The organism is Ruegeria sp. CF4 (assembly GCF_056537345.1).
Genome location: NZ_JBQFRJ010000001.1, coordinates 1,242,906 through 1,268,449 on the forward strand (window position 1 = coordinate 1,242,906; position 25,544 = coordinate 1,268,449).

Annotated in this window: 30 protein-coding genes; 17 read left to right on the forward strand and 13 right to left on the reverse strand. The window is 57.8% G+C overall.

The window, feature by feature from the left end; all coding sequences use genetic code 11:
- Positions 1-15 precede the first annotated feature (15 nt).
- Complete coding sequence (locus tag ACR0NF_RS06155) at positions 16-432, forward strand: GFA family protein (protein WP_480470177.1); 417 nt, start codon at positions 16-18, stop codon at positions 430-432.
- Positions 433-476: 44 nt separating this feature from the next.
- Positions 477-1,391, forward strand: a complete 915-nt coding sequence (locus tag ACR0NF_RS06160) for a DMT family transporter (protein ID WP_480667110.1) — start codon at positions 477-479, stop codon at positions 1,389-1,391.
- Here the strand turns inward: ACR0NF_RS06160 and ACR0NF_RS06165 are convergent.
- Positions 1,336-1,947, reverse strand: coding sequence for a thiamine diphosphokinase (locus tag ACR0NF_RS06165; protein WP_480470179.1), 612 nt, complete (start codon positions 1,945-1,947; stop codon positions 1,336-1,338). The genes ACR0NF_RS06160 and ACR0NF_RS06165 overlap by 56 nt on opposite strands.
- 218 nt (positions 1,948-2,165) lie before the next feature.
- On the opposite strand from ACR0NF_RS06165, the gene ACR0NF_RS06170 reads away from it, so the two are divergent.
- Both ACR0NF_RS06170 and ACR0NF_RS06175 read left to right on the forward strand, forming a co-directional pair.
- Entirely contained in the window at positions 2,166-3,815 is a 1,650-nt protein-coding gene (locus ACR0NF_RS06170; RefSeq protein ID WP_480667112.1) for a hypothetical protein, read from the forward strand.
- Positions 3,816-4,039: 224 nt separating this feature from the next.
- Complete coding sequence (locus ACR0NF_RS06175) at positions 4,040-4,582, forward strand: GNAT family N-acetyltransferase (RefSeq protein ID WP_480667113.1); 543 nt, start codon at positions 4,040-4,042, stop codon at positions 4,580-4,582.
- Here ACR0NF_RS06175 and ACR0NF_RS06180 read toward each other — a convergent pair.
- The 5 genes from ACR0NF_RS06180 to nthA form a co-directional block, all read right to left on the reverse strand.
- Positions 4,579-4,821, reverse strand: coding sequence for a DUF2842 domain-containing protein (locus ACR0NF_RS06180; RefSeq protein ID WP_480667114.1), 243 nt, complete (start codon positions 4,819-4,821; stop codon positions 4,579-4,581). The two genes, ACR0NF_RS06175 and ACR0NF_RS06180, sit on opposite strands and share 4 nt — an antisense overlap.
- Complete coding sequence (locus tag ACR0NF_RS06185) at positions 4,821-6,113, reverse strand: adenylosuccinate synthase (RefSeq protein ID WP_480470183.1); 1,293 nt, start codon at positions 6,111-6,113, stop codon at positions 4,821-4,823. Before ACR0NF_RS06185 ends, ACR0NF_RS06180 begins: the two co-directional genes overlap by 1 nt.
- Before the next feature lie 214 nt (positions 6,114-6,327).
- Positions 6,328-6,663, reverse strand: a complete 336-nt coding sequence (locus tag ACR0NF_RS06190; RefSeq protein ID WP_480470184.1) for a nitrile hydratase accessory protein — start codon at positions 6,661-6,663, stop codon at positions 6,328-6,330.
- Complete coding sequence (gene nthB / locus ACR0NF_RS06195) at positions 6,660-7,337, reverse strand: nitrile hydratase subunit beta (RefSeq protein ID WP_480777926.1); 678 nt, start codon at positions 7,335-7,337, stop codon at positions 6,660-6,662. Before nthB ends, ACR0NF_RS06190 begins: the two co-directional genes overlap by 4 nt.
- Positions 7,334-7,948 carry a nitrile hydratase subunit alpha gene (nthA, locus tag ACR0NF_RS06200; RefSeq protein WP_480777970.1) on the reverse strand — a complete coding sequence of 205 codons (615 nt, stop codon included), beginning with the start codon at positions 7,946-7,948 and terminating at the stop codon, positions 7,334-7,336. Before nthA ends, nthB begins: the two co-directional genes overlap by 4 nt.
- A gap of 151 nt (positions 7,949-8,099) precedes the next feature.
- Here nthA and secG point away from each other — a divergent pair, with 151 nt between their 5' ends.
- The 10 genes from secG to ACR0NF_RS06250 all read left to right on the forward strand — a co-directional run bounded on the left by secG (position 8,100) and on the right by ACR0NF_RS06250 (position 16,119).
- Positions 8,100-8,465 carry a preprotein translocase subunit SecG gene (secG, locus tag ACR0NF_RS06205; RefSeq protein WP_480658093.1) on the forward strand — a complete coding sequence of 122 codons (366 nt, stop codon included), beginning with the start codon at positions 8,100-8,102 and terminating at the stop codon, positions 8,463-8,465.
- Positions 8,466-8,626: 161 nt separating this feature from the next.
- Complete coding sequence (locus ACR0NF_RS06210) at positions 8,627-10,270, forward strand: CTP synthase (RefSeq protein ID WP_480470187.1); 1,644 nt, start codon at positions 8,627-8,629, stop codon at positions 10,268-10,270.
- A gap of 92 nt (positions 10,271-10,362) precedes the next feature.
- Positions 10,363-11,139, forward strand: coding sequence for an isocitrate lyase/PEP mutase family protein (locus ACR0NF_RS06215; RefSeq protein WP_480777927.1), 777 nt, complete (start codon positions 10,363-10,365; stop codon positions 11,137-11,139).
- A gap of 71 nt (positions 11,140-11,210) precedes the next feature.
- Positions 11,211-11,504 carry a DUF1330 domain-containing protein gene (locus ACR0NF_RS06220; protein ID WP_480777928.1) on the forward strand — a complete coding sequence of 98 codons (294 nt, stop codon included), beginning with the start codon at positions 11,211-11,213 and terminating at the stop codon, positions 11,502-11,504.
- 41 nt (positions 11,505-11,545) lie between these two features.
- Positions 11,546-11,995, forward strand: coding sequence for a tellurite resistance TerB family protein (locus ACR0NF_RS06225; protein WP_480470190.1), 450 nt, complete (start codon positions 11,546-11,548; stop codon positions 11,993-11,995).
- 77 nt (positions 11,996-12,072) lie between these two features.
- The gene (locus ACR0NF_RS06230; RefSeq protein WP_480470191.1) at positions 12,073-12,510 is read left to right on the forward strand and encodes a tellurite resistance TerB family protein; all 438 of its coding nucleotides are present in this window, start codon (positions 12,073-12,075) and stop codon (positions 12,508-12,510) included.
- 279 nt (positions 12,511-12,789) lie between these two features.
- Positions 12,790-13,566 carry an ABC transporter ATP-binding protein gene (locus ACR0NF_RS06235; protein WP_480470192.1) on the forward strand — a complete coding sequence of 259 codons (777 nt, stop codon included), beginning with the start codon at positions 12,790-12,792 and terminating at the stop codon, positions 13,564-13,566.
- 31 nt (positions 13,567-13,597) lie between these two features.
- On the forward strand, positions 13,598-14,347 hold the full coding sequence (locus tag ACR0NF_RS06240) for a transporter substrate-binding domain-containing protein (protein ID WP_480470193.1): 750 nt from the start codon (positions 13,598-13,600) through the stop codon (positions 14,345-14,347).
- A gap of 81 nt (positions 14,348-14,428) precedes the next feature.
- On the forward strand, positions 14,429-15,316 hold the full coding sequence (locus ACR0NF_RS06245; protein WP_480777929.1) for an ABC transporter permease: 888 nt from the start codon (positions 14,429-14,431) through the stop codon (positions 15,314-15,316).
- The gene (locus ACR0NF_RS06250; RefSeq protein ID WP_480777930.1) at positions 15,313-16,119 is read left to right on the forward strand and encodes an ABC transporter permease; all 807 of its coding nucleotides are present in this window, start codon (positions 15,313-15,315) and stop codon (positions 16,117-16,119) included. Before ACR0NF_RS06245 ends, ACR0NF_RS06250 begins: the two co-directional genes overlap by 4 nt.
- Here ACR0NF_RS06250 and ACR0NF_RS06255 read toward each other — a convergent pair.
- Positions 16,116-16,925, reverse strand: a complete 810-nt coding sequence (locus ACR0NF_RS06255) for a M90 family metallopeptidase (RefSeq protein ID WP_480470196.1) — start codon at positions 16,923-16,925, stop codon at positions 16,116-16,118. The two genes, ACR0NF_RS06250 and ACR0NF_RS06255, sit on opposite strands and share 4 nt — an antisense overlap.
- Positions 16,926-17,118: 193 nt before the next feature.
- Between ACR0NF_RS06255 and ACR0NF_RS06260 the strand changes: the two genes are divergently transcribed.
- Complete coding sequence (locus tag ACR0NF_RS06260; protein ID WP_480777931.1) at positions 17,119-18,318, forward strand: DegT/DnrJ/EryC1/StrS family aminotransferase; 1,200 nt, start codon at positions 17,119-17,121, stop codon at positions 18,316-18,318.
- Here the strand turns inward: ACR0NF_RS06260 and ACR0NF_RS06265 are convergent, their stop codons facing one another.
- The 4 genes from ACR0NF_RS06265 to ACR0NF_RS06280 all read right to left on the reverse strand — a co-directional run bounded on the left by ACR0NF_RS06265 (position 18,319) and on the right by ACR0NF_RS06280 (position 22,157).
- Entirely contained in the window at positions 18,319-19,077 is a 759-nt protein-coding gene (locus ACR0NF_RS06265; RefSeq protein ID WP_480777932.1) for a trypsin-like serine peptidase, read from the reverse strand. It abuts the gene before it with no gap.
- Positions 19,078-19,085: 8 nt separating this feature from the next.
- Positions 19,086-19,640: a polyhydroxyalkanoate synthesis repressor PhaR gene (phaR, locus tag ACR0NF_RS06270; RefSeq protein ID WP_480777933.1), complete on the reverse strand. Its 555-nt coding sequence runs from the start codon at positions 19,638-19,640 to the stop codon at positions 19,086-19,088.
- Positions 19,641-19,776: 136 nt separating this feature from the next.
- The gene (locus ACR0NF_RS06275; protein ID WP_480470200.1) at positions 19,777-20,223 is read right to left on the reverse strand and encodes a phasin family protein; all 447 of its coding nucleotides are present in this window, start codon (positions 20,221-20,223) and stop codon (positions 19,777-19,779) included.
- A 131-nt stretch (positions 20,224-20,354) separates the two neighbouring features.
- On the reverse strand, positions 20,355-22,157 hold the full coding sequence (locus ACR0NF_RS06280; protein WP_480777934.1) for a PHA/PHB synthase family protein: 1,803 nt from the start codon (positions 22,155-22,157) through the stop codon (positions 20,355-20,357).
- Between the two features lie 111 nt (positions 22,158-22,268).
- On the opposite strand from ACR0NF_RS06280, the gene phaZ reads away from it, so the two are divergent.
- Positions 22,269-23,543, forward strand: a complete 1,275-nt coding sequence (gene phaZ, locus ACR0NF_RS06285) for a polyhydroxyalkanoate depolymerase (protein ID WP_480470202.1) — start codon at positions 22,269-22,271, stop codon at positions 23,541-23,543.
- A complete protein-coding gene (locus ACR0NF_RS06290) occupies positions 23,540-24,124 on the forward strand; it encodes a DUF6151 family protein (protein WP_480667120.1) in 585 nt (194 codons plus the stop codon). The genes phaZ and ACR0NF_RS06290 overlap by 4 nt, the downstream gene beginning before the upstream one ends.
- Here the strand turns inward: ACR0NF_RS06290 and ACR0NF_RS06295 are convergent.
- A complete protein-coding gene (locus tag ACR0NF_RS06295) occupies positions 24,121-24,831 on the reverse strand; it encodes an alpha/beta fold hydrolase (RefSeq protein ID WP_480777935.1) in 711 nt (236 codons plus the stop codon). The genes ACR0NF_RS06290 and ACR0NF_RS06295 overlap by 4 nt on opposite strands.
- Positions 24,832-24,915: 84 nt before the next feature.
- The gene (locus ACR0NF_RS06300) at positions 24,916-25,530 is read right to left on the reverse strand and encodes a hypothetical protein (RefSeq protein WP_480777971.1); all 615 of its coding nucleotides are present in this window, start codon (positions 25,528-25,530) and stop codon (positions 24,916-24,918) included.
- Positions 25,531-25,544: the final 14 nt, after the last annotated feature.

A 25,544-nucleotide genomic window follows, 5' to 3' on the forward strand; every position in this document is an offset into this window, starting at 1 on the left:
CAGGAGGCGATCAAGATGCGCGGACACTGCTTATGTGGCAGGATCGGTTTCGAAGTCGATCCTCCGGTTCTGTCCTGCGTCACCTGCCACTGCGACAGTTGCCGGCGTCAGTGTGCCGCCCCGATGACCACCTATTTCGGGGTGCGCGCCGGCCAGTGGCGCTGGACTGGTGAGGAGCCTAAGCGCTTCCATTCCTCCCCTGGGGTCGAGCGTAGCTTCTGCCCCCATTGCGGCACTCCGATCTCGTTTCGGTCAACAAAGATGTCGGATGTACTGCATCTCTATGTTGCGACGCTCGAGAATCCTGAAACCTTGGAACCCACCCTGCATGTTGCGCATGAGGAGAAGCTGCGGTGGCTGCACCTGGGCGACGGACTGCCCACCTGCATCGGCCCGGACTACACCAAAGCCCAGCCGCTGGCCAAGGCGTGATGACAGAGCTTCCCAGCGCGGAGCGAAACCGCTAGCGTCGCGCCATGACTCAGGATCGCCCCGTATTCGGCATCGTTTTGATGCTCGGTTTTTGCGTGCTCGCCCCGCTGGGCGATGCCATGGCGAAAGTGCTGGGAGAAATCACGCCAATCGGCCTGTTGGTTCTGGTGCGCTTCGCGGTTCAGGTCATGATTCTGGCCCCGCTGATTGCCGCAACCAACCGCTCATGGCGGATGCACGGGCGGGTTCTGCGGCTGACCGTAATCCGGACCCTGCTGCATATCGCCGGTATCTCGGCCATGTTCAGCGCATTGCTGTACCTGCCGCTGGCCGACGCGGTGGCCATCGCGTTTGTCATGCCCTTCATAATGCTGTTGCTCGGCAGGTTCGTTCTGGGCGAACAGGTTGGACCCCGACGTCTGATCGCCTGTGTCGTCGGGTTCATCGGCACGTTGCTGGTGATCCAGCCCAGCTTTGCCGAGGTCGGTGCCCCCGCCCTTCTCCCTCTGATCGTCGCGGTAGTATTCGCACTGTTCATGTTGGTGACACGACAGATCGCAAAAGAGACCGATCCGGTCTCGCTGCAAGCGGTGTCAGGCGCAATGGCGACAGTAATCCTGCTACCGACCCTGCTGCTCGGATCAAGCGCTGGCATCGATCAGCTATCATTCGTTATGCCAGACAGAGAAACACTCTGGCTGCTCTTCGCGATCGGAGCGCTTGGCACCGTTGCGCATCTGTTGATGACATGGTCGCTACGCTATGCGCCGTCGGCAACTCTGGCACCCATGCAATATCTCGAAATCCCGGTCGCAACTGTGATCGGCTGGATGATCTTCCATGATCTTCCCAACGGCATAGCCGCCATCGGCATCCTGATCACGATTGCCGCAGGGCTTTACGTCATTCTGCACGAGCGGGCCAACGCCCGGTCTGGCCCGACAGAAACGCCCGCATGACCTGATCCAGCGCCTCGCGCGGCACCATCATCAGCAACCCAGGCTGATCCAGTTCAAGCGTCAATTCTCCAACAGCGCGGTTTGACGTCCCGATCCGTCCGTCCGGTTCCAGCACAATATCGCCAATCGGCCATTCCAATCCTTGGCTCCGCCCGATTACACGCCGAAATGGAAACAATGACACAGTTGAGCCTGCGACAAGGTCTAGCGTGATCCGTGGAGGCACATGAAACACGATCTCATGCGCACCCAGCAGAAGACAGGCACGATCGGGCCAGCGCACAAGGCTGTTGAACACTGCTAACTGATGATCCACGCGCCCGCCAAGGAACCCTGCCGCCAACACCAGTGGTGCCTGAACACTGCGCAGTGCCTTGTCGAAATCCGTGCTGTCCTGTTCTCGAATCGGAAACAACCGATCCTCAGGAATCCGGGCGCGATAGGCGGCTTCAAGCGAGTCAAAATCACCGATCACCGCATCGGGTATGCGCCCCGAATCAATCAGCGCAGCGGCCCCGCCATCCGCCGCGACCGCAGAATCAACGCGATTCAGCACCAGATTCACATCACCGGGGCCGATTTCACCCCCTCCAAACAGCCCAATTGGCCCTTCAGACCGAACAATTGACTCATTTTTCGCAAGATTGACCATATTTCCCGGTTTTGGACATAATGAGACCACAAAATGATAGACTCATGGCTACAGTTTGAAGTCGATTGCCGAGATATGTGTTTGGCAATGTGACCTGGTAGTTTGTAGAGGACGTGCGTCTGATGGTACAGAACAACAAGGTGTTAACCGTTTCTTACGGAACCTTCTCGTGCACTTTGGAAGGCTTCGACGATTCATTCGAAACGATGAAAGCCATTGCCGAATATTTCCGGGATCTCGCAGCGGACGACCGTTATTTTGGATCGGAACCGCCTCAGCCCGACGCCGAGATGCTGACCCGCATCGCTCAGCGCGATGTCGCACGTAAAGTGGAAGCCAGTCAGAACGACACCGGTCTGCTCCTGCGGGCTACCGAGACATCAGCCCCTGCGGCACCGACCCCCGCTGCGATCGCACCTACACCTGCACCCGAGCCCGTTCAGCCTTTGTCCAGCGCCGCCCCCTCAACGCCTCAGGCACAATCCGATGAGCCTGCCGAGGACAGCATCGCGGCCAAATTGCAACGCATTCGGGCGGTGGTTTCGCATTCCGACCAAACCCCCACCACATATTCCGAGGATGAGGATACGAGCTATCTCCAACCGGCGAAGCCCAAGGTCGACGCGATCTCGGCAGCCTTCGCAGCAGGTGCGCTCAGCCCTTCAGACCTGGAAGACTCGATCGAAGAACCGGCACCCGCCCCCATGCCAGTGGAAGATCAGGCCGAAGATCTTCCCGAACCCGTCGCATCGACGGATGACGTTGAGGGCTTCGTTGACGAGTTGACTGACACCATGTCAAACGCCGACGAACAGGACGAGACCGACGCGACTGATCTGGTCCCCGCCGAGGACGAAGAAGAAGTTGCGCAGCAGGATGAGGTCACAGACAGTGACGTTCTGTTCTCGGACCTTGATGAAGCGTCTGAGACCGAGGATCAATCCAACATTCTGAACGAACCAGTTGCCGAAGACGATGATCGCGACGCGACCGAAGCACTGGCCGAAATTTCCAGCGATGTAATTTCGGCCGAGGATGAGGCGCTGCTGCTGGACGAGATCGCGCTTGTCGAATCCGAGCTGGAAACAAAGATCTCACCTGAACGGGCGGAAATGTCCGGGCTGGACGAAGACGTCTCACGCCTGATGGACAAGGCTGACGAACAGTTGGATGATCCATCCACCAATGATCAGCGTGAAACTTATTCGCACTTGCGTACCGCCGTCGCCGCAACCGAGGCCGAGCGCGCCGAAGGCAAAGACTCCGCTGGCGAACGCGAGGACGATTATCGCGGTGATCTGGCGTCTGTCGTCAGCCCCCGCCGCCCCGAGGTCGAAGTGACCAGCGAACGCCCCGCCGCGGAAATCGCAGCACCGCTGAAACTGGTCGCAGAACAGCGCATTGATACCGATGAGGCCGACACCGGCCCTGTCATGCCGCGCCGCGTGACCTCGTTGGATGACAGTGCCGCGGATGAGGAAGGCGGGTTCGCCACTTTTGCGCAAGAACAGGGCGCACAATCGCTTCCTGATCTGTTGGAGGCTGCCGCTGCTTACCTCTCGTTCATCGAAGGCCAGGAACAGTTCTCGCGCCCGCAACTGATGAACAAGGTGCGTTCGCTGAAGCAGGAAGCATTCAATCGTGAAGAAAGCCTGCGCTCCTTCGGGCAACTTCTGCGCGACGGCAAGATCGAAAAGGCCGGTGGCGGGCGTTTCGCTGCCTCGACCCAGATCGGGTTCCGCCCGGATGATGACGAACGCGCTGCGGGCTAAACCCGGCGCATCAAATTACCCCCTCGAAACTCGACAGGGCCGGAGGCAACTCTGGCCCTCTCCTTATGGGCGCGATCAAGCTCCTCAGCGGCAAATCCGCTCATTTTTGGCATACTAGGCGCTGCTGGTTATGCTGCGGCGCAGAAATTTGCTACGATCACCGCATCGACTGAACCCGACTCTGTGATCTTAAGTGCCCAAGTTTCCGACCTGAGGTATCTCGTATGTACGATCTTGCAATCCGACGTTTGCGCGTCTTCGACAAACCCCTTGTTACAGCCCATCTGCAGAACCTCGAACCCGAGGCTTTGCGATCACGTTTTGGCGCTGTTGTGCCTAACGTCTTTCTGGATCGTTATGCCTCGGCCCTGTTCGACGATGCATCCTTGGTCTTTGGGGCCTTCCCCGACAGCTGCCTACGTGGAATGGCCGAACTCCGCCCGGTGCGAGACAGCCTTCCCCGCACTGCCGAGGCAGCCTTCACCGTCGAAGCCCCATGGCAGGATCGTGGTATCGGTGACGCTCTTCTCTCGCGTCTTATCGCGAGCGCGCGCAACCGCGGGGTACGAGAGGTACATATGCTCTGCCTCGCGACTAACCAGAGGATGCGCCACCTGGCCAGCAAACACAGCGCTGATCTCAACTTGATGACCGGGGAAGTTGCAGCAACTCTCACACCGCCCTGGCCCACGCCATTTAGCATGGCAGAGGAAATTGCCGGGGAATATCATGCATTTGCCCGTGCAGTATTCAGCTGGCCGGATTAGTGTTTGTCCTGATCCGGGTCTTCCTTGCCCACCCCGCGAAAGACAAATTTGAACGGCAAGACCCAGACAATGCCCAGCGCGACATAGACCAGAAGCTCAAGCCAGATCGGCGGGCGATCCAGCCAGTTCACAATCGTCACGACTGCAACAATATAAGCAGGCAGCCCGACCAGCAGCAGCACCATCGACCAACGCCGCCGCGCCTTATAGCTGAGACCGGGCTTTTCGTTCCCGCTCATCAGTCCGCAAACGGGTCAGTTACCAGAATGGTATCCTCCCGCTCCGGGCTTGTGGACAACAAGGCGACCGGGCATTCGATCAATTCCTCGACCCGACGCACATATTTGATTGCGTTCGCAGGCAAATCTGCCCAACTGCGCGCGCCTTCAGTGGATTCACTCCAGCCCGGCATCTCTTCGTAGATGGGCGTGCAGCGCGCCTGCTGGTCGGCGGCGGTGGGCAGATAGTCGAGGCGTTCGCCATCCAGTTCATATCCGACACAGATCTTCAGCGTCTCGAACCCATCCAGAACATCCAATTTGGTCAGCGAAATACCGTTGACACCGCTGGTCGCACAGGTCTGACGCACCAAACAGGCATCGAACCAGCCACAACGCCGTTTGCGACCCGTTGTTGTACCGAATTCATGCCCCCGCTCACCCAGGCGCTGCCCATCGGCATCGTCCAACTCAGTCGGGAACGGCCCCTCGCCCACGCGCGTGGTATAGGCTTTGACAATCCCCAGAACGAAGTCGATCGATCCGGGGCCAATGCCTACACCGGTCGAAGCCTGCCCTGCGATTACATTCGATGATGTCACAAATGGATAGGTCCCGAAATCGATATCCAACAACGCGCCCTGCGCTCCTTCGAACAGGATGCGCTTGCCCGCTTTGCGCTTTTCGTTCAGCACCTTCCAAACAGGTGCCGCAAAGGGCAGAATCTGCGGCGCAATCTCTTTCAGCTGCGCAATCAACCCGTCCCGGTCAATTGGCTCAAGCCCCAAGCCGTTGCGCAAAGCGTTGTGGTGTACCAAAGCCCGGTCCACCCGCAGCGCCAGCGTTGCATCATCCGCCAGATCAGCCACCCGGATCACGCGCCGCCCTACCTTGTCCTCATAACATGGTCCGATTCCGCGACCGGTTGTGCCAATCTTGGCCACCGAGTTCTGATTCTCGCGTGCCCGATCCAGTTCGCCATGGAATGGCAGGATCAGCGGTGTGTTCTCAGCGATCATCAGCGTCTCGGGCGTAATATCAACACCCTGTTCCCGGATCGTGCCGATCTCTTTCATCAGGTGCCATGGGTCCAGTACAACCCCATTGCCGATCACGCTCAGCTTGCCGCCGCGCACCACGCCCGAGGGCAATGCATGCAGCTTGTAAACCTCACCATCGATAACCAGCGTATGCCCGGCATTATGCCCGCCCTGAAAACGCGCGATCACATCTGCCCGCTCGCTGAGCCAGTCGACGATCTTGCCTTTTCCTTCGTCACCCCACTGGGCGCCGACAACAACCACATTGGCCATATCCGGTCCTTTTGCGCTGAGATATCAAACCCGGCTGATATAGCGAGGCTCAGTCGGCAGGGAAACCGATATTTCGCCGCATCGGGAAATCGCATCTCGCGCGGTGCCTCCGGCGGAGATATTTATAGCCAGATGAAGACCGGATCCCCTGCTTCATCTGGCTATAAATATCTCGGGGGAGTCGCGGCTGGCCGCGGCGGGGGCAGAGCCCCCTCTACCCCTGCGACAAGCGTACAGGTTGGCCATGGGGTGTGGTCAAGTAGGCCTCTTCCCACGCATTGCGCAAGGCCGAGATATCGGCGAGCGATGTGTCACCCTGTTCCGTCAACAACACTTCCAGCGTCTCCAACCATGCATGGAAATAGTCGTCACCGCCATCCAACTCACGGTCCAGACCATGACGCTTCAGCGTTGCAGAGAACCGAGAGGCCCAATCCGGCCAATCAAAACGACCCGCCTCGTTCAGGGCCACCGTGACAGCAAATATCTGCGCGTGCCAAGGTTCGGCAAAGACCGGCTCGGGGGCGGTATGGGCGACGCAATCACTCATGCGGGTTCGAGGTAGGATTGCCACAGATCCAGCACGACCTCATCCTCTGAATGTTCGGGATTGGCCCAGAGTTCCGATGCTGGGAAGACTACAGCATAAAGTGGTTCGGGAGCTTCACCCAATCCATGCGCATTAGAATCAGGCAACACATGCGTTCCATGCAATCGCAGCACCCGCCCTCGGGCGCCAGCCGCGTAGATCGGCAGCCGCGTATGACCGCCATCGACCAACCGGTTTGCCGTTGGACGCGCGGTGCGCACCGATTGCCCAACCTCAAACTGAATCGCGACGTTCGATGGGCGGTCCGCCGGACCACCCTTGGCAAGGGCAGCGGCAACGGCATCAGCCTTTAGAACACGCGTGGCCAAAGGATGTTCGGCGTCTTCTTCGGCGCCGCGCAAATCATCCAACGTCAACACGCCGTTTTCGACCAGCAGATTTGCGAGTCCTGAAATCCATTTTTCATAATAGGTAAACTGCGCATAATCCTTAGGGGACAGGCGCTCGCGGGCGTGGCGCGATACATCGATATTCCACTGCCCCAGAAACCCCGACGCAAGAGTTACCGCCAAAGCACGCGCGTGCCAGTCTTCGGCAAAAACAGGAGCGTCTTCCGCTTCTGGATCAATAGCCCCGTCTCCGAACCGCCCTCCCATGTCGTGAACGCGGGTCATGCGTTCACCTTGGGCAAGCCCGTGCCAATCATGCTGTCGCGGGTGACCAAAGCGGCCAGATCGTCTTCGCTCAACCATTCAGAGCCTGCAGGGCGCATGGGCAAAACCAGATAGCGAATCTCCGCCGTTGAATCCCACACCCGAACGGACGTGGTGTCAGGCAAGCTTACACCGAACTCGGCCAACACCTTGCGCGGTTCGCGCACGGCGCGGGCGCGATAGGCATCGGATTTATACCAACCTGGTGGGATCCCCAGCAGAGGCCATGGATAACAGCTGCACAATGTACAAACGACCATGTTGTGTTGCGCAGGGGAGTTCTCGACCACCACCATATGCTCTCCCTGACGACCATAATATCCGAGATCGGCGACGACCGGCGTCGCATCTGCAAGCAGAGCTGCCTTGAAGTCAGGATCGCTCCATGCCTTGGCAACGACGCGGGCCCCGTTCTGCGGGCCGATCTTGTTCTGATAGGTATCGATGATCTCATCCAGCGCCGCCGGGTCGATCAGCCCCTTACGGGTCAGAATCGTCTCCAGCGCTTTGACACGGAGCGCGGGTTCGGGCGGCAACAGGGCGTGCGGGTGGTCGTGGTCATCATGTGGCATGAGCCGCAGCCTGCGCCACGCCTTGCCCGCCTGTCCAGTCCCTTTGGCGTGATCCATCACATCACCAACCGTGATGGCAACTCCTCCCTTGCCCCCAGAACCAAACTTGCATAAGTACCACGCGATACACGCCACGCTGTACAGGACCACCATGGAAAACGTCGTTCTCATCATCCATCTTCTTCTGGCTCTGGGCCTGATCGCCGTTGTGCTGATGCAGCGGTCCGAAGGTGGCGGCCTTGGCATGGGTGGCGGCGGTGGCGGAGCCATGACCGGGCGCGCAGCTGCGACTGCGTTGGGCAAAGTGACCTGGATCCTGGCGGCGTGCTTTATCGTCACCTCGATCACGCTGACCATTCTGGCCGCACAGAAATCCTCGGGCAGCTCGGTTATCGACCGTTTGGGCGTTCCGGCCCCGGCCCCGACCGAGGAAAGCACCCCGGCTGTACCGTCGGCTGATGATCTTCTGCCTCCGACACAGGGCGACAATGCGCCGCTGATCCCGCAGGCCGACTGATACACAAAACCTAGAAACCGGAAAGAGGACTGCAACAGCATCTTGCGGTTCTCTTGCGCTATGGGCGCGAATCCTTTATATGTGAAGTCCCGTGATGCAGCGGTTTTTCGTAAACCGTCGGGCAGCTGATTTTGACGTCTCACGGGAGCAAGCCGAACAACATGGCGCGATTTATTTTCATCACTGGTGGTGTGGTTTCGTCCTTGGGTAAAGGACTGGCTTCGGCGGCTTTGGGCGCGCTGCTGCAGGCCCGAGGATACTCAGTACGCCTGCGCAAGCTCGACCCCTATTTGAACGTCGATCCGGGTACGATGTCGCCGTTTGAACATGGCGAAGTGTTCGTCACCGATGACGGGGCCGAGACCGATCTGGACCTTGGCCATTACGAACGTTTCACCGGCGTGGCCGCGCGTAAGACCGACTCGGTCAGCTCGGGCCGGATTTATTCCAACGTGCTTGAGAAAGAGCGCCGCGGCGACTACCTGGGCAAAACCATTCAGGTGATCCCGCACGTCACCAATGAGATCAAGGATTTCATCGCCATTGGCGAGGATGAGGTTGATTTCATGCTCTGCGAAATCGGCGGCACCGTGGGCGATATCGAAGGCCTGCCCTTCTTTGAGGCTATCCGTCAATTCAGTCAGGACAAACCCCGTGGTCAGTGCCTGTTCATGCACCTGACGCTGCTGCCTTATATCAAGGCGTCCGGTGAGCTGAAAACCAAGCCGACCCAGCACTCGGTAAAAGAGCTGCGCTCGATCGGTCTGGCCCCCGACATTCTGGTGTGCCGCTCCGAAGGCCCGATCCCGACCAAAGAACGCGAGAAGCTGGCCCTATTCTGTAATGTCCGCCCCGACAGCGTGATCGCAGCACAAGACCTCAGCACCATTTATGACGCCCCGCTGGCATATCATCGCGAAGGTCTGGATCAGGCGGTTCTGGATGCCTTCCAGATCAGCCCTGCCCCCAAGCCCGATCTGGCGAAATGGGAAGATGTCAGCGACCGCATCCACAACGCCGAAGGCGAGGTGAAGGTCGCTATTGTGGGCAAGTACACTCAGTTGGAAGACGCCTATAAGTCGATTGCCGAGGCGCTGACCCATGGCGGCATGGCCAACCGCGTGAAGGTCAAGGTCGAGTGGGTTGATGCCGAGGTATTCGACAATGAAGATGTGGCACCGCATCTGGAAGGCTTCCACGCGATCCTTGTCCCCGGAGGGTTTGGCGAACGTGGAACCGAAGGCAAGATCAAAGCGGCTCAATACGCGCGGGAGCACAAAGTACCATATCTGGGCATCTGTCTCGGCATGCAGATGGCAGTGATCGAGGCAGCGCGGAATGCGGCGGGCATCGCCGAGGCGGGTTCGGAAGAATTCGACCACGAAGCCGGGAAAAAGCGTTTCGAACCGGTTGTTTACCACCTGAAAGAATGGGTGCAGGGCAATCACAAAGTCGAACGTAAAGTCGGAGACGACAAGGGCGGAACCATGCGTCTTGGCGCCTATAATGCAGTTCTGGCCGAGGGATCAAAAGTCGCTGATGTCTATGGCGGCACTCAGATCGAGGAACGCCACCGCCACCGCTATGAGGTCGACATCAAGTATCGCGACAAGCTGGAAAAGGCTGGTTTGAACTTCTCGGGCATGTCGCCCGATGGCCGCTTGCCCGAGATTGTTGAATGGTCGGATCACCCATGGTTCATCGGAGTTCAGTATCACCCGGAGCTAAAGTCCAAACCCTTCGACCCGCATCCCCTGTTCCGCGACTTCGTGCGTGCGGCCAAGGACACATCGCGCCTCGTCTAGGTCACTGCAAAGTGAGGGCTGCTGCGAAAAAAACTGTACGCAGCGGCCGTTGTCGCAGTTAACTGTCGGAAGAAACCGACAGGAGACCGGCCATGACAGATCAGATAACCCAAGCAGAAACCTTTGCCGCCCTGCACAAAAAGGGCGATCCGGTCATCCTCTATAACATCTGGGACGCGGGCAGCGCCGCAGCTGTACGCGATGCCGGGGCCAAGGCTCTGGCGACTGGCAGTGCACCGGTCGCAATGGCGCAAGGCTTTACAGATGGGCAGAACATCCCCTTCGACGCGGCGCTGGAGAACGCGCGGCGCATTGTGGAGGCCGTTGACATCCCGGTCACCATGGATCTGGAAGGCGCCTATGCCGAAGATACGTTCGGCATCTCGGCCAATGTTAAACGGGCCCTCGAAACCGGCGTGATCGGCTTCAACTTTGAAGACCAGATCGTTGGAACGAAAGAGCTTTATGACATCGAAACACAGGCTGCGCGCGTCGCAGCCATGCGTGAGAGCTGTGATGTTGCCGGAATTCCCGCGTTCATCAATGCCCGTACCGATATCTTCCTCAAGGCGGCGCCGGACAGCCATGATCAGGCGATGCTGGACGATGCCATGGCCCGCGCCAAAGCCTATGCTGAGGCCGGGGCCAGCGGCTTCTTTGCACCGGGCCTGAAAGATGAAACGATGATCGGTCGCCTGTGTGAAGCAACCGACTTACCCGTCAATATCATCGCCCTTCCCGGCACACCTGACACGCCGACACTGGCGAAGCTTGGCGTAGCCCGGATCAGCTATGGCCCGGTGCCCTACCGGCAGATGATTGCCTGGCTGCAGGACAAAGCTCGCGAGGCGCTGCAATCGGGCGGGTGATCCACTTTTAGGGGATTGCATTCCCAGACATTCCTCCGCACCTTGCGCGTGAAAGCACAGGAGGAAGCCCCATGGCCAAAGGATACTGGGTTGCCCATGTCGATGTCGATGATTTCGACACTTACAAGAACTATATAGCCGCAAACGCCGCGCCTTTTGCCGAATATGGTGCCAAATTCCTCGTGCGAGGCGGTGATCGGACCGAGGTCGAAGGCCAGGCCCGCGCCCGCACCGTAGTGATCGAATTCCCCAGCTACGAACAGGCGCTGGCCTGTTATGAAAGCGAAGGCTATCAAACGGCTAAGGCCCTGCGCGATCCGGTGTCCACCGGCGATCTTGTGATCATTCAGGGCTATGAAGGCTAGCACCGCTTGGCGCGTCCGAAATTTAGGAATATCCTAACCCTATGTTGAAGAAGTTCTTTCAGGCGTTCCGTCCGCCGCAACACGACAACCTTCCAGACCCGGATGCCGAACTGGCCCTCGGTGCATTGATGGTGCGCGTGGCGCAGGCAGATCGTGATTACAAACTGGAAGAGATCAGCCTGATCGACCGCATCCTCGCCCGCCTCTACCAGCACAACGCCATTGAGGCCGCAAAAGTGCGCGCTACCTGTGAAAAGCTGCATGCTGCCGCGCCGGAAACCGATACTTTTGGCAAGCTGATCCGTGAAACTACTGATTTGCAGGAGCGCCTGGCCGCTTTGGACGCCTTGTGGGAGGTCGTGCTGGCCGATGGCAACTCGGACGAAGGTGAGATCAAAATCGTTGAAGAGGCCCGTATTGCCATGGGCCTCAGCTTCAACGACAGCAAAGCTGCCCGCGAACGGGTGCAAAGCCGCTTGGAGGCGACCTAGGCCGGGGCTTTCTTTGACGCACAATTTGCCCCTAATACCGGTTTCCACCTTTCGGATTGCGCACTATATATCTGACTATGTTCAGTGATTTCCTGTCTCGGCTCACACAGCCACAGCCCGACCCGCTTGTCGAAGACGATGCTCGCCTGGCTCTGACCGCCCTACTGGTGCGCATCGCACGTTCCGACAATGACTATGCCGATACCGAAATGGCCCGGATCGACCGTATCTCGGCCGAGCGTTATGGCCTTTCGCCGTTCGAGGCCGCAGCCCTGCGTGCCCGCGCCGAAGATCTTGAGGCCGAGGCACCCGACACTGTCCGCTTCACCCGAGCCATCAAAGTGGCCGTCGCCTATGACGACCGTCTGGCGGTGGTACAGGCGATGTGGTCCGTCGCACTGGCCGACGGGCAACGCACTGGCGAGGAGGATTCGCTACTGCGCCTCGTTGTCAGCTTGCTGGGTGTCAGCGACGTAGATTCAGCCATGGCCCGTCAACGGGCTGCGAAAGTCTGATAGGCGGCTGATTCGATCACCTTCGATGCCTCCCCCAAAGCCCATCCCGCCATCACAGCCAGCACCTCGTCGCGTCGGCGCGGCTGGAAACACCGTGAGTCTCATTAACCCTGGCCCGCCTGCTTGGCGGGCAGAGCGGACGTTAAACTGACGATTTTGATTAAAGCGACTGGTCATTTTGGCGATTTCGCCACGTGAACTTGTCATTTGCGCATTGCATTGGTTCAATTTTTCAGCCCTAGTACCGCACCAACACCATTCACAATAACTGGACTGCCCGTGACAGAAAACGCGCCCGTCATCGAGATCAAGAACCTGCACAAAAGCTTCGGAAATCTCGAGGTGCTCAAGGGAGTGGACATTACCGCCCATCGTGGCGACGTTGTCTCGCTGATTGGTTCTTCCGGGTCAGGCAAATCTACTCTTCTACGCTGCTGCAATCTGCTGGAAGACAGCCAGCAGGGCGAGATTCTGTTCAAAGGTGAACCGGTGAGCTGGTCCGGTGAAGGGCATAACCGCCGCCCGGCCGACGCCAAACAGGTGCTGCGTATCCGCACCAACCTATCGATGGTGTTCCAGCAATTCAACCTCTGGGCCCACATGACCATCCTTCAAAACGTGATGGAGGCCCCGGTCACCGTTCTGGGCCGTGATAAGGCCGAGGTCGAGGACAGCGCCCGCAAATATCTGGAAAAGGTGGGCATTGGCGACAAATGCGACGTCTATCCGGCACAGCTGTCTGGCGGCCAGCAACAGCGTGCCGCCATCGCGCGTGGGCTTTGCATGGAGCCTGAGGCGCTCCTGTTTGACGAACCCACTTCGGCGCTCGACCCTGAGTTGGAACAGGAAGTGATAAAGGTGATCAAGGATCTGGCCGCCGAAGGCCGCACCATGATCATCGTGACCCATGACATGAAGATGGCAGCGGACATCTCCAGCCATGTTGTGTTCCTGCATCAAGGCCTGATCGAAGAAGAGGGCACACCCGAAGATATTTTCACTACCCCTGAATCCCAACGGCTTCAGGGCTTTCTCTCCGCCACTCAGGCGGCATAATCAACGGACAGAACCAATAAGGGGAGTAACAATGAAAAACCTGATTCTGACCACCGCAGCACTGGCTCTGACCGCCGGTGTGGCCATGGCCGAAACCGTGCGCATGGGCACCGAGGGCGCCTACCCTCCGTATAACTTCATCAACGACGCTGGTGAGATCGACGGCTTTGAGCGTGACGTAGGTGATGAACTGTGCAAGCGCGCCAATCTGGAGTGCGAGTGGGTCAAGAACGACTGGGATTCGATCATTCCGAATCTGGTCTCGGGCAACTACGACACCATCATCGCGGGCATGTCGATCACCGACGAACGTGATGAGGTCATCGACTTCACTCAAGACTACTATCCGCCGACTGCTTCAGCATACGTTGCGACCTCTGACGCGGCAGATGTGACTGGCGGTATTGTTGCAGCACAAACCGCCACCATCCAGGCTGGCCACGTTGCCGAATCCGGCGCGACCCTTGTCGAATTCGCAACCCCGGAAGAAACCATCGCAGCCGTTCGTAACGGCGAAGCCGATGCCGTTCTGGCAGACCGCGATTATCTGGTTCCTTTGGTAGAAGAATCGGGCGGTGAACTGGTCTTTGTTGGAGATCCGGTTCCGCTGGGCGGTGGTGTCGGCATGGGCTTGCGTGAAAGCGACGGTGAGCTGCGTGGTAAGTTTGACGAGGCCATCACTTCTATGAAGGCCGACGGCACACTGAACGAAATGCTGATCAAGTGGTTCGGTGAAGGAATCGCCACATACGGTGCTGACGGTTCAGTCGTCACCAACTAATACCTATCGTATCCCGGTCCGGCGCCTCAGCGCCGGGCCGCGGCATCGGCTTTGCCGGTAAAGACGTTCGAAAGACGCCATATGTTCTCCTACTGCGCTGATCCTGACACGCTCGGCACGTTCCACTGGTTCTCGTGCTATCTAACCAATGGCGTCCACTGGTCATTCTACCTATCCTTTCTCAAAGTGTTGGGCTTGTTAGCCGTCACTGCCCCAGTCGCGCTCAGCTTCGGCTTTGCCGGTGCCATGGCGGCGCGGTCGCATTTCCCACCGCTAAGCTGGCTGGGCAAAGCTTACATTGCCATTGTGCGCGGCGTGCCAGACATCGCCTTTTTCCTGTTTTTCGTGATCGCATTGGATCAGGGTTTCGAGTGGATCCGGCACAAAGTTATCTGCCCCGACTGGACCGAACCAGTTCGGCAAGGCAATGACTTCCTCGTCTGCCAAGCCGCCAAGCTGCCGCTGGGCACCGCGCCTGAATGGGTGCACGAAACTTATGGGTTTTTCCTCGCAGTCATCACCTTTTCCATCGTTTTCGGCGCCTTCGCCGCCAACGTCCTGTTCGGCGGCATGCGTGCCGTGCCCCACGCCCAACTGGAAACCGCCGAGGCCTATGGCATGACCCGCCGCCAGACTTTCTGGCGTATCCTTGTGCCGCAAATGTGGGTCTACGCCCTACCCGGCCTGTCGAACCTCTGGATGGTGCTGATCAAGGCCACGCCACTGCTGTTTCTGCTGGGCATCGAAGATATCGTTTATTGGGCGCGTGAGTTGGGCGGCACAAAAACTTCGAAATTCACCCAATACCCCCATGGCGACTGGCGCATGTGGTATTTCCTCGCCTTGCTGATCTTCTACCTCGGCATGACCCGCGTCTCGGAAATCGGGCTTGAGAAACTGATGCGCCGCCTTTCCCACGGTCAGGCCACATCGGGCGGAGAGCTTCTGCGCAAGGAGACCACCGCATGAGCTGCATCCAGACCATTCAGGATTACGGACTCCGTTCACTGGGCTTCGGCGAGCGCCTGCTGCCCAAAACCGATTTCACCCTGTGCGAGCACTTCACGCTGATCGGCTCGGGCATGATCTGGAATATCTATTTCGGGATCATGGCGATGATCACAGGGTTCTTCCTCGCCACCGCGCTGGCTGTCGGCAAAGCCTCATCGAACAAATGGCTGCGCAAACCGTCCGAGTGGTTCATCTTCCTGTTCCGCGGCTCGCCGCTGTTTATCCAGTTCTTCTTCGCCTATTTCTTCTTCCTTTCGCTGAAGAAGCCCTATCCGATGTTCGACGCCTTCACCTCGGCCTGGCTGGGGGCGCTGATCGTGCTGTTCCTGAACACATCCGCCTATTCGGGTGAGATCTTCTATGGTGCGCTGCGCTCGATTCCCAAAGGGGATACCGAAGCCGCAGACGCATATGGCATGTCTGGCTGGTCCCGGTTCCGCCGTATCATCTGGCCCACCATGCTGCGGCTGGCTTGGCCCGCTTATACGAACGAAGCCATCTTTGTGTTCCAATCCACCACGCTGGTTTTCTTCTCGGCGTTCCCGGCCTGGCAGCAACGCGGAGACGCGCTGTATTACGCGAGCTACTTCGCCGACAAGACGTTCAACCCGTTCATTCCTTACCCGATTCTGGCGTTCTACTTCATCTTACTGACACTGGTCATCGTCTGGTGTTTCGGCATGGTCAACAAACGTCTGAACCGGCACCTGCCCGCCGAGCGAAAGGCCAAGATGCGGTTCCGTCTGAATCTGGCACGCTAATCCCACTCGACCGGGTTCAAACGGAACAGTTTCGAGAGTTGCTCGTACACCTCAGGCACCTCGCGCTGTAACGCGCGGGGGCGTTCAAAAAATACTTCGACCGAGACGGCAAAAAACTCCTCGTGCCCAGTCGCACCATAGGGGTCAATCACCGTGCGCCGACCGCTTTCGACAGCGCGCACATGCGCGTCATAGGCGGTCAGAAATACCTTTTCCCATTCGGCAAAGCTCTGACCTGCGCTTAGAATTGGCACGCCGTTCGTACCGCCGGAAAGGTCGTCAATCTGATGCGCAAATTCATGCAGCACCACGTTCTGGCCATCCCGATCATCCAGCGCCCCTTGCTGGCTATGCGCCCAGGACAGAATGACCGGCCCGCGATCCCAGCTTTCACCGGTGCGCACGATTTCTTTCTCAGACACGACATAACCCGAGCGCCGCTGCTGCTTTGACTTGAAGGCGTTGGGATAAATCAGGATCGTTGTCAGATTATCGTACCAAAGGTCACTGTTGATCACGAGCAGACAAGCCTGTGCCGCAATCGAAAGTTCCATCTCTTCCGTCACATCCAGCCCATCGCAACCGTAGTAACTCACCTGATCCAGCAACAAGTTCACCTTGCCATCCAGATGCTGGCGCAGCGGCTGCGGAAGCCGCCGGATGATTGGCACCTGACGATCAATGATATCGCGCTGACGGGCGCTCAGCGGCGTGGCAAGCAACTCGGCGCGGGCCTGCCGTTTCGACCAGAAATAATAGCAAAGGCCAGCGACGACGAGGAACAGAATGGTAAGAAAGATCAACATGGAAAGACACTATATGCATCAGTTGCTCGGGCACAATTGGCCACCAGCTCTGGCACGGCGAACCTGCGACTGACACTGTGATCCCTGAGTTTACGACAGATTGGTGAAATTTCGCCAATAGGGCGAAACAAGCCTTGGCTTGAGCGCTATATGACTTTATCTTTCCCAAAGATAAAATTCGGGAAATCCAAATATGACGCTTGTACCCAACGTTCATGACGCCGAACCCATCCCCGCAGCCGCAAGAGACGCAATTGACGCCCTGATGCAATCTGGCGACCTGTTCCGCTATACCGCGCCACAGGATGCACCGGTTTCGCTGCTTGAGGCCGAGTTTGCCGCGCTGCTGGGCAGCAAATACGCTCTGGCCGTGTCGTCCTGCTCTGCTGCGCTGTTCCTGTCGCTCAAGGCATTGGATCTGCCGCGGGATGCGCGGGTTTTGATCCCAGGATTTACCTTTGCCGCCGTACCGTCCTCGGTCGTTCACGCGGATTGCATTCCGGTTCTTTGCGAAGTTGGCAGCAATTATCGCATCGACATGGAGGATTTCGCGGCCAAGCTGGATAGCGTTCAGGCAGTGATCATCAGCCATATGCGCGGCCATACCTCGGACATGGATGCCATAATGGAGCTGTGTGACGCGCGCGATATACCTGTGATTGAGGACGCCGCACATTCGCTTGGCACCACCTGGAATGGGTGCAATATCGGTACGATCGGCAAGATCGGCTGTTTCTCGTTCCAGTCCTACAAGATGATCAACGCGGGCGAAGGCGGGATCCTGATTACAGATGACGCTGATCTGGTAGCCCGCACCGTCATCATGTCAGGCGCATATGAACATAACTGGAAAAAACACTCAGGCGCGCCCGAGCTTGAGCTGGCCTTTGCCCGCTGGCAGAACCAGTTACCGCTTTATAACCTGCGGATGAGCAACCTCAGCGCCGCTGTGATCCGTCCACAGATTCCGGAACTGGCGCGTCGGGTACGTGACGGACTGGAAAATCATGACTATGTCGCGGATCGCCTGAACACGTCGCCCCATATCGACGTTCCCGCGCCGCTAACACCTGAACGCCGAGCGCCGGATTCGATCCAGTTCAATCTGGTGGACCTTGGTGACGATGAAATCAAAGCTTTCGCGGCAGCTGCCGAGGCACGGGGTGTTAAGGTGCAGGTCTTCGGCCTGAGCCAGGACAACGCGCGTGCCTTCTGGAACTGGCAATTCCTGCCTGAACAGGTCGATCTGCCACAAACCCGCGCCATGCTGATGGGCGCCTGTGACGTGCGCCTGCCCGTCCGCCTGACGCGCGAAGAACTTGACGTGATCGCGGATATCCTGCTGGCCTCAATCGGTGAAGTGGTCGGCCCGATGCCGGTCTACGGTACCTGATCAGTTCTCACCAAGATCAAACGCCTGAACGGACAAAAACAACGCGTCGATCCCATCCGGGGTCGGCGCGATGCGCGACAATATCCCAGCGACTGCCGGACCTTCCTCCGTCTGAACCAGTAGTGGCGCGCCGGAATCTCCCATCATGACAGGACATATTGCGTGCAGGAGGTGCTGACCCGCAGGCTGAGGCACGCAAGCTCCGGTACGGCTCAAGACATGGGGGCGCAAGCCGGGATACCCCGACACAAACCCTTCGCTTGTGTCGTCGGCGAGCGCCAAGAACCCAAGCTCTGCTCCGATCGGATCGGTCAGTTCCAGCACGGCCCAATCCAAGTCGGCGCGATTGTTGAAAGCTCCATCCACACCTTGCGATGCGGACAGCCGGTAGGCATTGACGGCAGAGACCGCGACAGCCTCACCGCGCTGATATCCTGCGGCAAACCGGATGCTTGAAGGCGGTATCCATCGCTGGCGGGCAGAATTGTAAAGGCAATGCGCCGCCGTAAGCACCAACTGCTCCGACACCAGAACACCTGAACAGTGAGACCGCTGGCTGCGGCTGGCAAAATTGACGCGCCCAATAGCCCGCCAAGGCTCCTCGAAGGCGTTCAGGATTTCGCGATCCCGGATATCCGCGCAGCCAGCCGAAGTGTCCTGCCCCATTGTGCAGATCGGCTCCCACACGTTCGAGAATTTACCTTGCGCCAGCGCCGTCTGCGCCCAGAGCAGTACCGCAATCGCAAGCAGTCGACGCATCAGCCCGATCAGCTAAGTTTGGACAATTTCTGCTGCAGTTCCGCGAGTTGCTTTTTGATGTCGTCCAAATCTTCTTTGGGCTCCGACGACGCCTCTTGCTCGCCATCCGAACCGGACCATTTGCCCGACAGGCCCCCGGTCATAGCTTTCAGAAATGCTTGTTGCTGCGCTTGCATCGCCTCGAAACCCGGCATCTGAGACATCGGGTTCATGGCGTTCATGTTTTCCATCATCTTGGACTGGCTTTCGCGCAGCATCTCGAACGAGCTTTGCAGGAACTGCGGCATCATGCCCCCACCCGGCACCATGTAGCTGCGGACCAGATCGTTCAGAACGTTGACCGGCAGAACATTTTCGCCGCGGCTTTCATGTTCGGCAATAATTTGAAGCAGATACTGACGGGTCAGATCATCCCCGGTTTTCAGATCGATAATCTGAACTTCACGTCCGTCGCGGATGAAGCCCGCGATATCTTCAAGCGTCACGTAATCACTGGTCTCAGTGTTATATAGCCGACGGCTGGCATAGCGCTTGATCAACAACGGTTTTTCTTGTTCCGACACCGTTTACCCTCCCCAAGGATGATGCGTTGCAGCAGAGGTTATGCGACTGCAGAACAAAAAGAAAGGGCAGGTCAAACGACCTGCCCTCTTGCGATGCACCGCTTGGGAGGAATGGGTGCTAGTTCGCAGACTTGCCTTACTTGGTGGTTGCTGCTTTCTTAGCGGCAGCGGTCACCTCGTTGGTGGCTTTTTTGACGGCTGCGGTTGCGTCTTCTGCAGCGTCTTTGCCAGCCGCCATCAGCAGCTCAACGGTTTCGGTCTGAACTTTTTTCGCGATTTCAGCGAAAGCAGCCATGTTTTCTGCGGCAACTTCAGCCGACGCGCTTGCGAAGTCGGTTGCGGCTTTTGCGTAGTCAGCAGGCTCTGCCTTTGCTTTCGACATCTCGGTCAGCTTGGCCAGGGTTTCCTTGGTCCATTTGTTCGAGATTTCAGCCGACTTCTCAGCTGCGTCCAGGGCAACGCCCGACAGCTTTTCGTTCAGCGATGCGGTCGATTTGAACGCGTCTTCCAGAGCGCTTGTGTCAACCGGGAATGCACCCATCATGTCTTTCAGGGTCGCGGTAAAGTCTTGGGTCTTTGCCATTGTCCTAATCCTTTTAGCCTGTCCGGGCCCACCCCGGGTTTCATCAGCTTGAGGACAATATGATTGCTGCATCGCAGCATTGCAAGTTTTTTATTGCTGCAATGCAGAAAAAGTTGAGTTTCAAAATGATATCAGCGGTTTGCCTTGACCAAAACATAGGTTCCAGGGGCCGGGCACAGCCGCGGATGATCCGAATCGCCGGTGTCGCGGGCTGGAACCTGCTTGCCAGAGCGCTTTTTCAACCATGCTTCCCACATCGGCCACCAGGAGCCCTCGTGAAAGTCAGCGTCTTTCAGCCAGGTTTCGGCACCCGCCTTCATATCCGGGTTGGTGTAGTGGCCGTATTTCTTCTTGCTGGGCGGGTTTACGATACCCGCGATGTGACCCGATTCCGAGACCACAAAGGTTTTGGACTTCGACCCCATCTGCTGCACGCCGCGATAGCAATCCTTCCACGCAGCGATATGATCCGTCTCGCAGGTGATCGCCATCAGAGGCACGTCGACATCCTTAATGTGCAGCTTGTGACCCAAAAGCTCGAACCCGTCTGTGACGAAATCATTGCTCTGGCATAACCCGCGCAGATACTGGATTGCCATTTTCCCGGGCAGGTTGGCCCCGTCTCCGTTCCAGAACAGCAAATCGAAGGCGGGCGGTGTTTCACCCATCATGTAGTTCCGGATCGCCGGGGTATAGATCAGATCCCTCGACCGCAGGAAGGACATGGTTCGCCCGATAATCCAAGCCTTGAGAATCCCGTCCTTCGTGACCTGATCCTCGATACCGTCGACGAAATCGTTCTGCAGGAAAGGCGTGAACTCGCCCTGCTCACCGAAATCCGTAAGGGTCGTAAAGAAGGTCGCTGACTTCACCGATTTGTCACCCTGCTGTTTCATCAGCGAGAGCGTAAGGTTCAGCGTCGTACCCGCGATACAGTACCCCACCGCGTTGACCTGCTTGACCTTGCAGATCTTCTTGACCTCGTCGATGGCAGTCAGGAAACCGTCTTGAACATAATCCTCCAGCCCAATATCGGCATGAGAGTTGTCGGCATTGACCCAGCTGACAACAAACAGCGTATAGCCCTGTTCGGTCACCCATTTGATCAGGCTGTTCTGCGCCTTGAGGTCGAGGATATAGAATTTGTTGATCCAGGGCGGGAACAGCACGATCGGCGTTTCATGCACTGTCTCGGTGACTGGTTTGTACTGGATCAACTCCATCAAACGATTGCGATAGACGACATCGCCGGGTGTGGTCGCGATATTGCCACCAATCTCGAAGGCGCTTTCGTCGGCCAGCCTGACGACCATCTCGCCATCATTGGCCTCAAGGTCCGAGACAAGATTTTCCAACCCCTGGATCAACGACTGACCCTCGGTCTCGACCGCCTTTTCCAGCGCATCTGGATTAGTGGCCAGAAAATTCGTTGGTGCCATCATGTCGATGATCTGTTGCGAAAAGTACTGAAGCCGCTGCTTGTCCTTGGCCTCAAGATCCTCAACCGACGCAACAGCCTGCGAGATGGCCTCCGCGTTGGTCTGGTACTGCTGGCGAATAAGACGGAAATACGGGTTGGTTTCCCACATCGGATTCGAGAATCGCTTGTCCTTGGACAAAGATTCAGGCGCTTCGTTTTCGCCGCTTGCAAAGGCCTGTTGAGCCTCGGCAAAGTTCAGGACAGACTTTCCCCAATATTCGATCTGATGTTCAAGCAGCTTGGTCGGGTTCTGAAAAGCTTCGGTCCAATAGGCCGTTGCTGCTTTTGCAAAAAGCTCTTGATTCGGGCCATCCAGGGCGGGGGTATGCGGCGTTTTGCCGGCCATGACCTCGACAAGTCGCTTGGACAATTCTTCGACTTTGCCCATATTTTCTTTAAGTCGATCAATGGTTTCTTCGGTCAACTTCGGCGTTTGGCCGTCAGCAGTTGTCATTTTAACAATTCCCCCCTAACCTCGCTGCTATGCAGAATAACGTCGTAGCCATCGGGGAGCAAAGCGGCGAATGGTCCAAACTTTCAGGCTGATACCCAGGAGGCACATTCGATGCGCTACATGATGACCTACGACCTGATGGAAACAATGCGTAACACCAACCAGTGGCTTGGTGCAACTGCCAGTGCGATGGCGTCCTACCCGTTGTTTTCGATGACACCCAACCCGGCGTTCAACTGGATGGCAGCCTGGGGTGAAGTGACGGAGCGTACTTTTCAGCGCATGGTGGTCAAGCCCGACTGGGGCATCCGCACCTTTACCTGCGAAGACGGCAAAGATCATCTGGTTGACATAACTACGGTTCTGGAGCGCCCATTCGGTGACCTGATCCACTTCCGCGTCAATGGGCGTGAAGAACAGCCGCGCAAGGTTCTGCTGGTTGCGCCGATGTCCGGTCACTATGCAACGCTGTTGCGGTCGACCGTCAAAAGCCTGCTGGTCAATTGTGAGGTTTACATCACCGACTGGCATAACGCGCGCGATATCCCTGTGTCCGAAGGCAAGTTCGATGTCGAGGATTACACGCTCTACCTTGTCGATTTTATGAAAGAGCTGGGCCCCGACACGCATGTTGTTGCTGTTTGCCAGCCCGCGCCTCTGACTCTGGCTGCAACCGCCTATCTGGCCGAGGTCGAGCCCAAGGCACAGCCCAGCACCCTGACCCTGATCGGCGGACCGGTCGACCCTGACGCGACCCCAACCGAGGTCACGGATTTCGGTCGCCGCGTCACTATGGGTCAGTTGGAAGAAACCATGATCCAACGCGTTGGTTTTAAATACAAAGGTGTGGGTCGGATGGTTTATCCCGGCCTGCTGCAGCTGGCCTCGTTCATGTCGATGAATGCCGAGCGTCACAGCAAGGCCTTCTCGGACCAAATTCAGCGCGTTATCCGCGATGAAGCCTCGGACCACGATGCCCACAATCGCTTCTACGATGAGTATCTGGCCGTGATGGATATGACGGCCGAATTCTATCTGTCGACGGTTGAGCGTGTGTTCAAGAACCGCGAGATCGCGCGCAATGAATTCGTAGTCGCCGGACATAAGGTCGATATCGGCAAGATCACCGATGTCGCGGTGAAATCGGTTGAGGGCGCGAATGACGATATTTCGGCCCCCGGTCAGTGTATTGCGGCGCTGGACCTGTGCACCGGTCTGCCCGACAGCAAGAAGGCAAGCCATGTTGAGCCCGGCGCGGGCCACTATGGTATCTTCGCCGGGCGCAGCTGGCGCGATAATATCCGCCCGCTTGTGATTGATTTCATGAACGAAAACAGCCGCAAGAAGCCCAATCGCCGGGCGGCCAATAGCAACAAGGTTGCATGAGTGAACCAACCGCAGATGCGCTTCCCTTTTCATGCACCTGCGGTGCATTGTGCGGGCATCTGACACCCAGAGGTGTCAGGTGCGGCACCCATGTTGACTGCTATTGTCACGATTGCCGCGCCGCGCAGCTGTATTTTAAACAACCCGACCCCGCCCCCGGCCCGGTCGAAATCCTGCAGACCACGCCAGAAGATATCCGCATCGATAAGGGTCTAGAGCATCTTGCAGCCATGCAGCTTAGCCCGAAGGGAATGTTGCGGTGGTACGCGAGCTGCTGTGATGCGCCTCTGGCGACCACACCGCAAACTGGTAAATTTCCATTCGCGGGCTTTGTCGTGAAACGTATTCCCGATCCATCCAGGCTCGGCCCGATTACCACACGCGGGTTCGTGCCTGCGCCAAATGGCAAGCAGAAGCACGAAAAGGTGCAATATGCAGCGTTTGGATTGATCAGACGCGTAATCGGATCGCGCCTGTCAGGTCGTTGGAAGACATCGCAATTCTTTGCCGCAGAAACCGCCGCACCCGTCGTCACCCCGACCATCCTGACCAAAGAACAGCGTTATGCGTTCTACGACTAAAGCAATCGCAGCGGCACCTGCAGCCACTCCACCAAAGCGCTGTTGACGGCCCCCGGAGCCTCCAGCGTTGGCAAATGACCCGCATCATCCAATACCAGCAACTCGGTTTCAGGGATCATATCTGCCATGAACTGGTGTTTTCGAACCGGGGTCACAGTGTCGTAAGCACCGCACAGAACCAACGTTGGCACTCCGATCAAGCGCAGCGTGGCCTGCTGATCCGGTCGGCGCTGCAAAGCCCGCATTTGCCGCGCGAACAGATCAGACCCCAGCTCAAGCGCCATCTGGATCATATCCTGCAGAATGGGTATTCGCCGCGGCCCCGGTGCCAGAGTGTCCGAACCGATGACTTTGTGCATCACCTCGTCCAGACGTCCGGCCTGCGCCCCAATCATCAACTCTTCGCGCCCTGCCGCGATATGCGGGGTATCAGCTTGCGCATCCGTCGATATCAGGCAAAGCCTCCTCACCCGATCCGGAGCGCGGCGGACCAGCTCCAACGCGATCATTCCGCCCATGCCGTGCCCGGCAAGCGCGAACCTTTGTGGCAGTTGGTCAATTAATCCCGAGGCGATCTCCTCGATTCGCTCCCCGCCCGAGATCGGCGCAACCGTTACGGCCCTGTCTCGCGACAGAAGTTCGATCTGCGGTCGAAACAGCCTTGCGTCACTCATCAGTCCGGGCAGCAAAACCAGCGGCTCGATCACGCGGGTCCTCCCTCTTTTGACGGTTCAGTCGTTCTTGCTTTGCTTCAGGATGAGAGTTTTGAGCGTGTGCGGCAAGCGCAAAATTCAGGGATACTGAATGCCGCGAAAAGTTGGGAAATCAGCATACCGGGCCTGCCGCTGCTCCGGCGTTTCATCCGGCTCTTCGCCCGCGCTCAGCAGGCACCCACGCGGCGCTATATAGCTGTCGATCCGACGTTGCGGCTTGGGTCGCCAGACCAGATTGAACGCACAAAGCTTGGGAAAGAACCAGATTTCGGAGTAATCAAGATGGTCGTGCATCCACCAGGCCAGATCGCGCCAATCGCGGCCCTCGGCGTAGCGATCCGCAAACCATGGGATCACCACCGAAGCCCCTGCAACCCGCGCATCACCCTGCCCCCAATCCCAGATATGGCACTCCAGCGGATTGTCATTGCGGGCACAGTTCAGGCGGTTTTCATTCCCGAACCGGTTCAGGGACGGAGAGCGATAACCCGACCGCACAGCAACCCGCCCAAAGGTCTCTTCCAGTGGGTCCATCAACGCCTCGCAGAACGCCCGACCTGTCTCGATGGCGAGATCAGGGTTTTCGGGGATGTTCTGTTTTTGGTGAAAATTCCCGATCTCGGAATATAGGAAGTCACGCATAAAGAAATGCTTGGACAGACGCACCCGGCCCAAGGTCTCAAGACTCCACATGCTCCCGGGTTTAC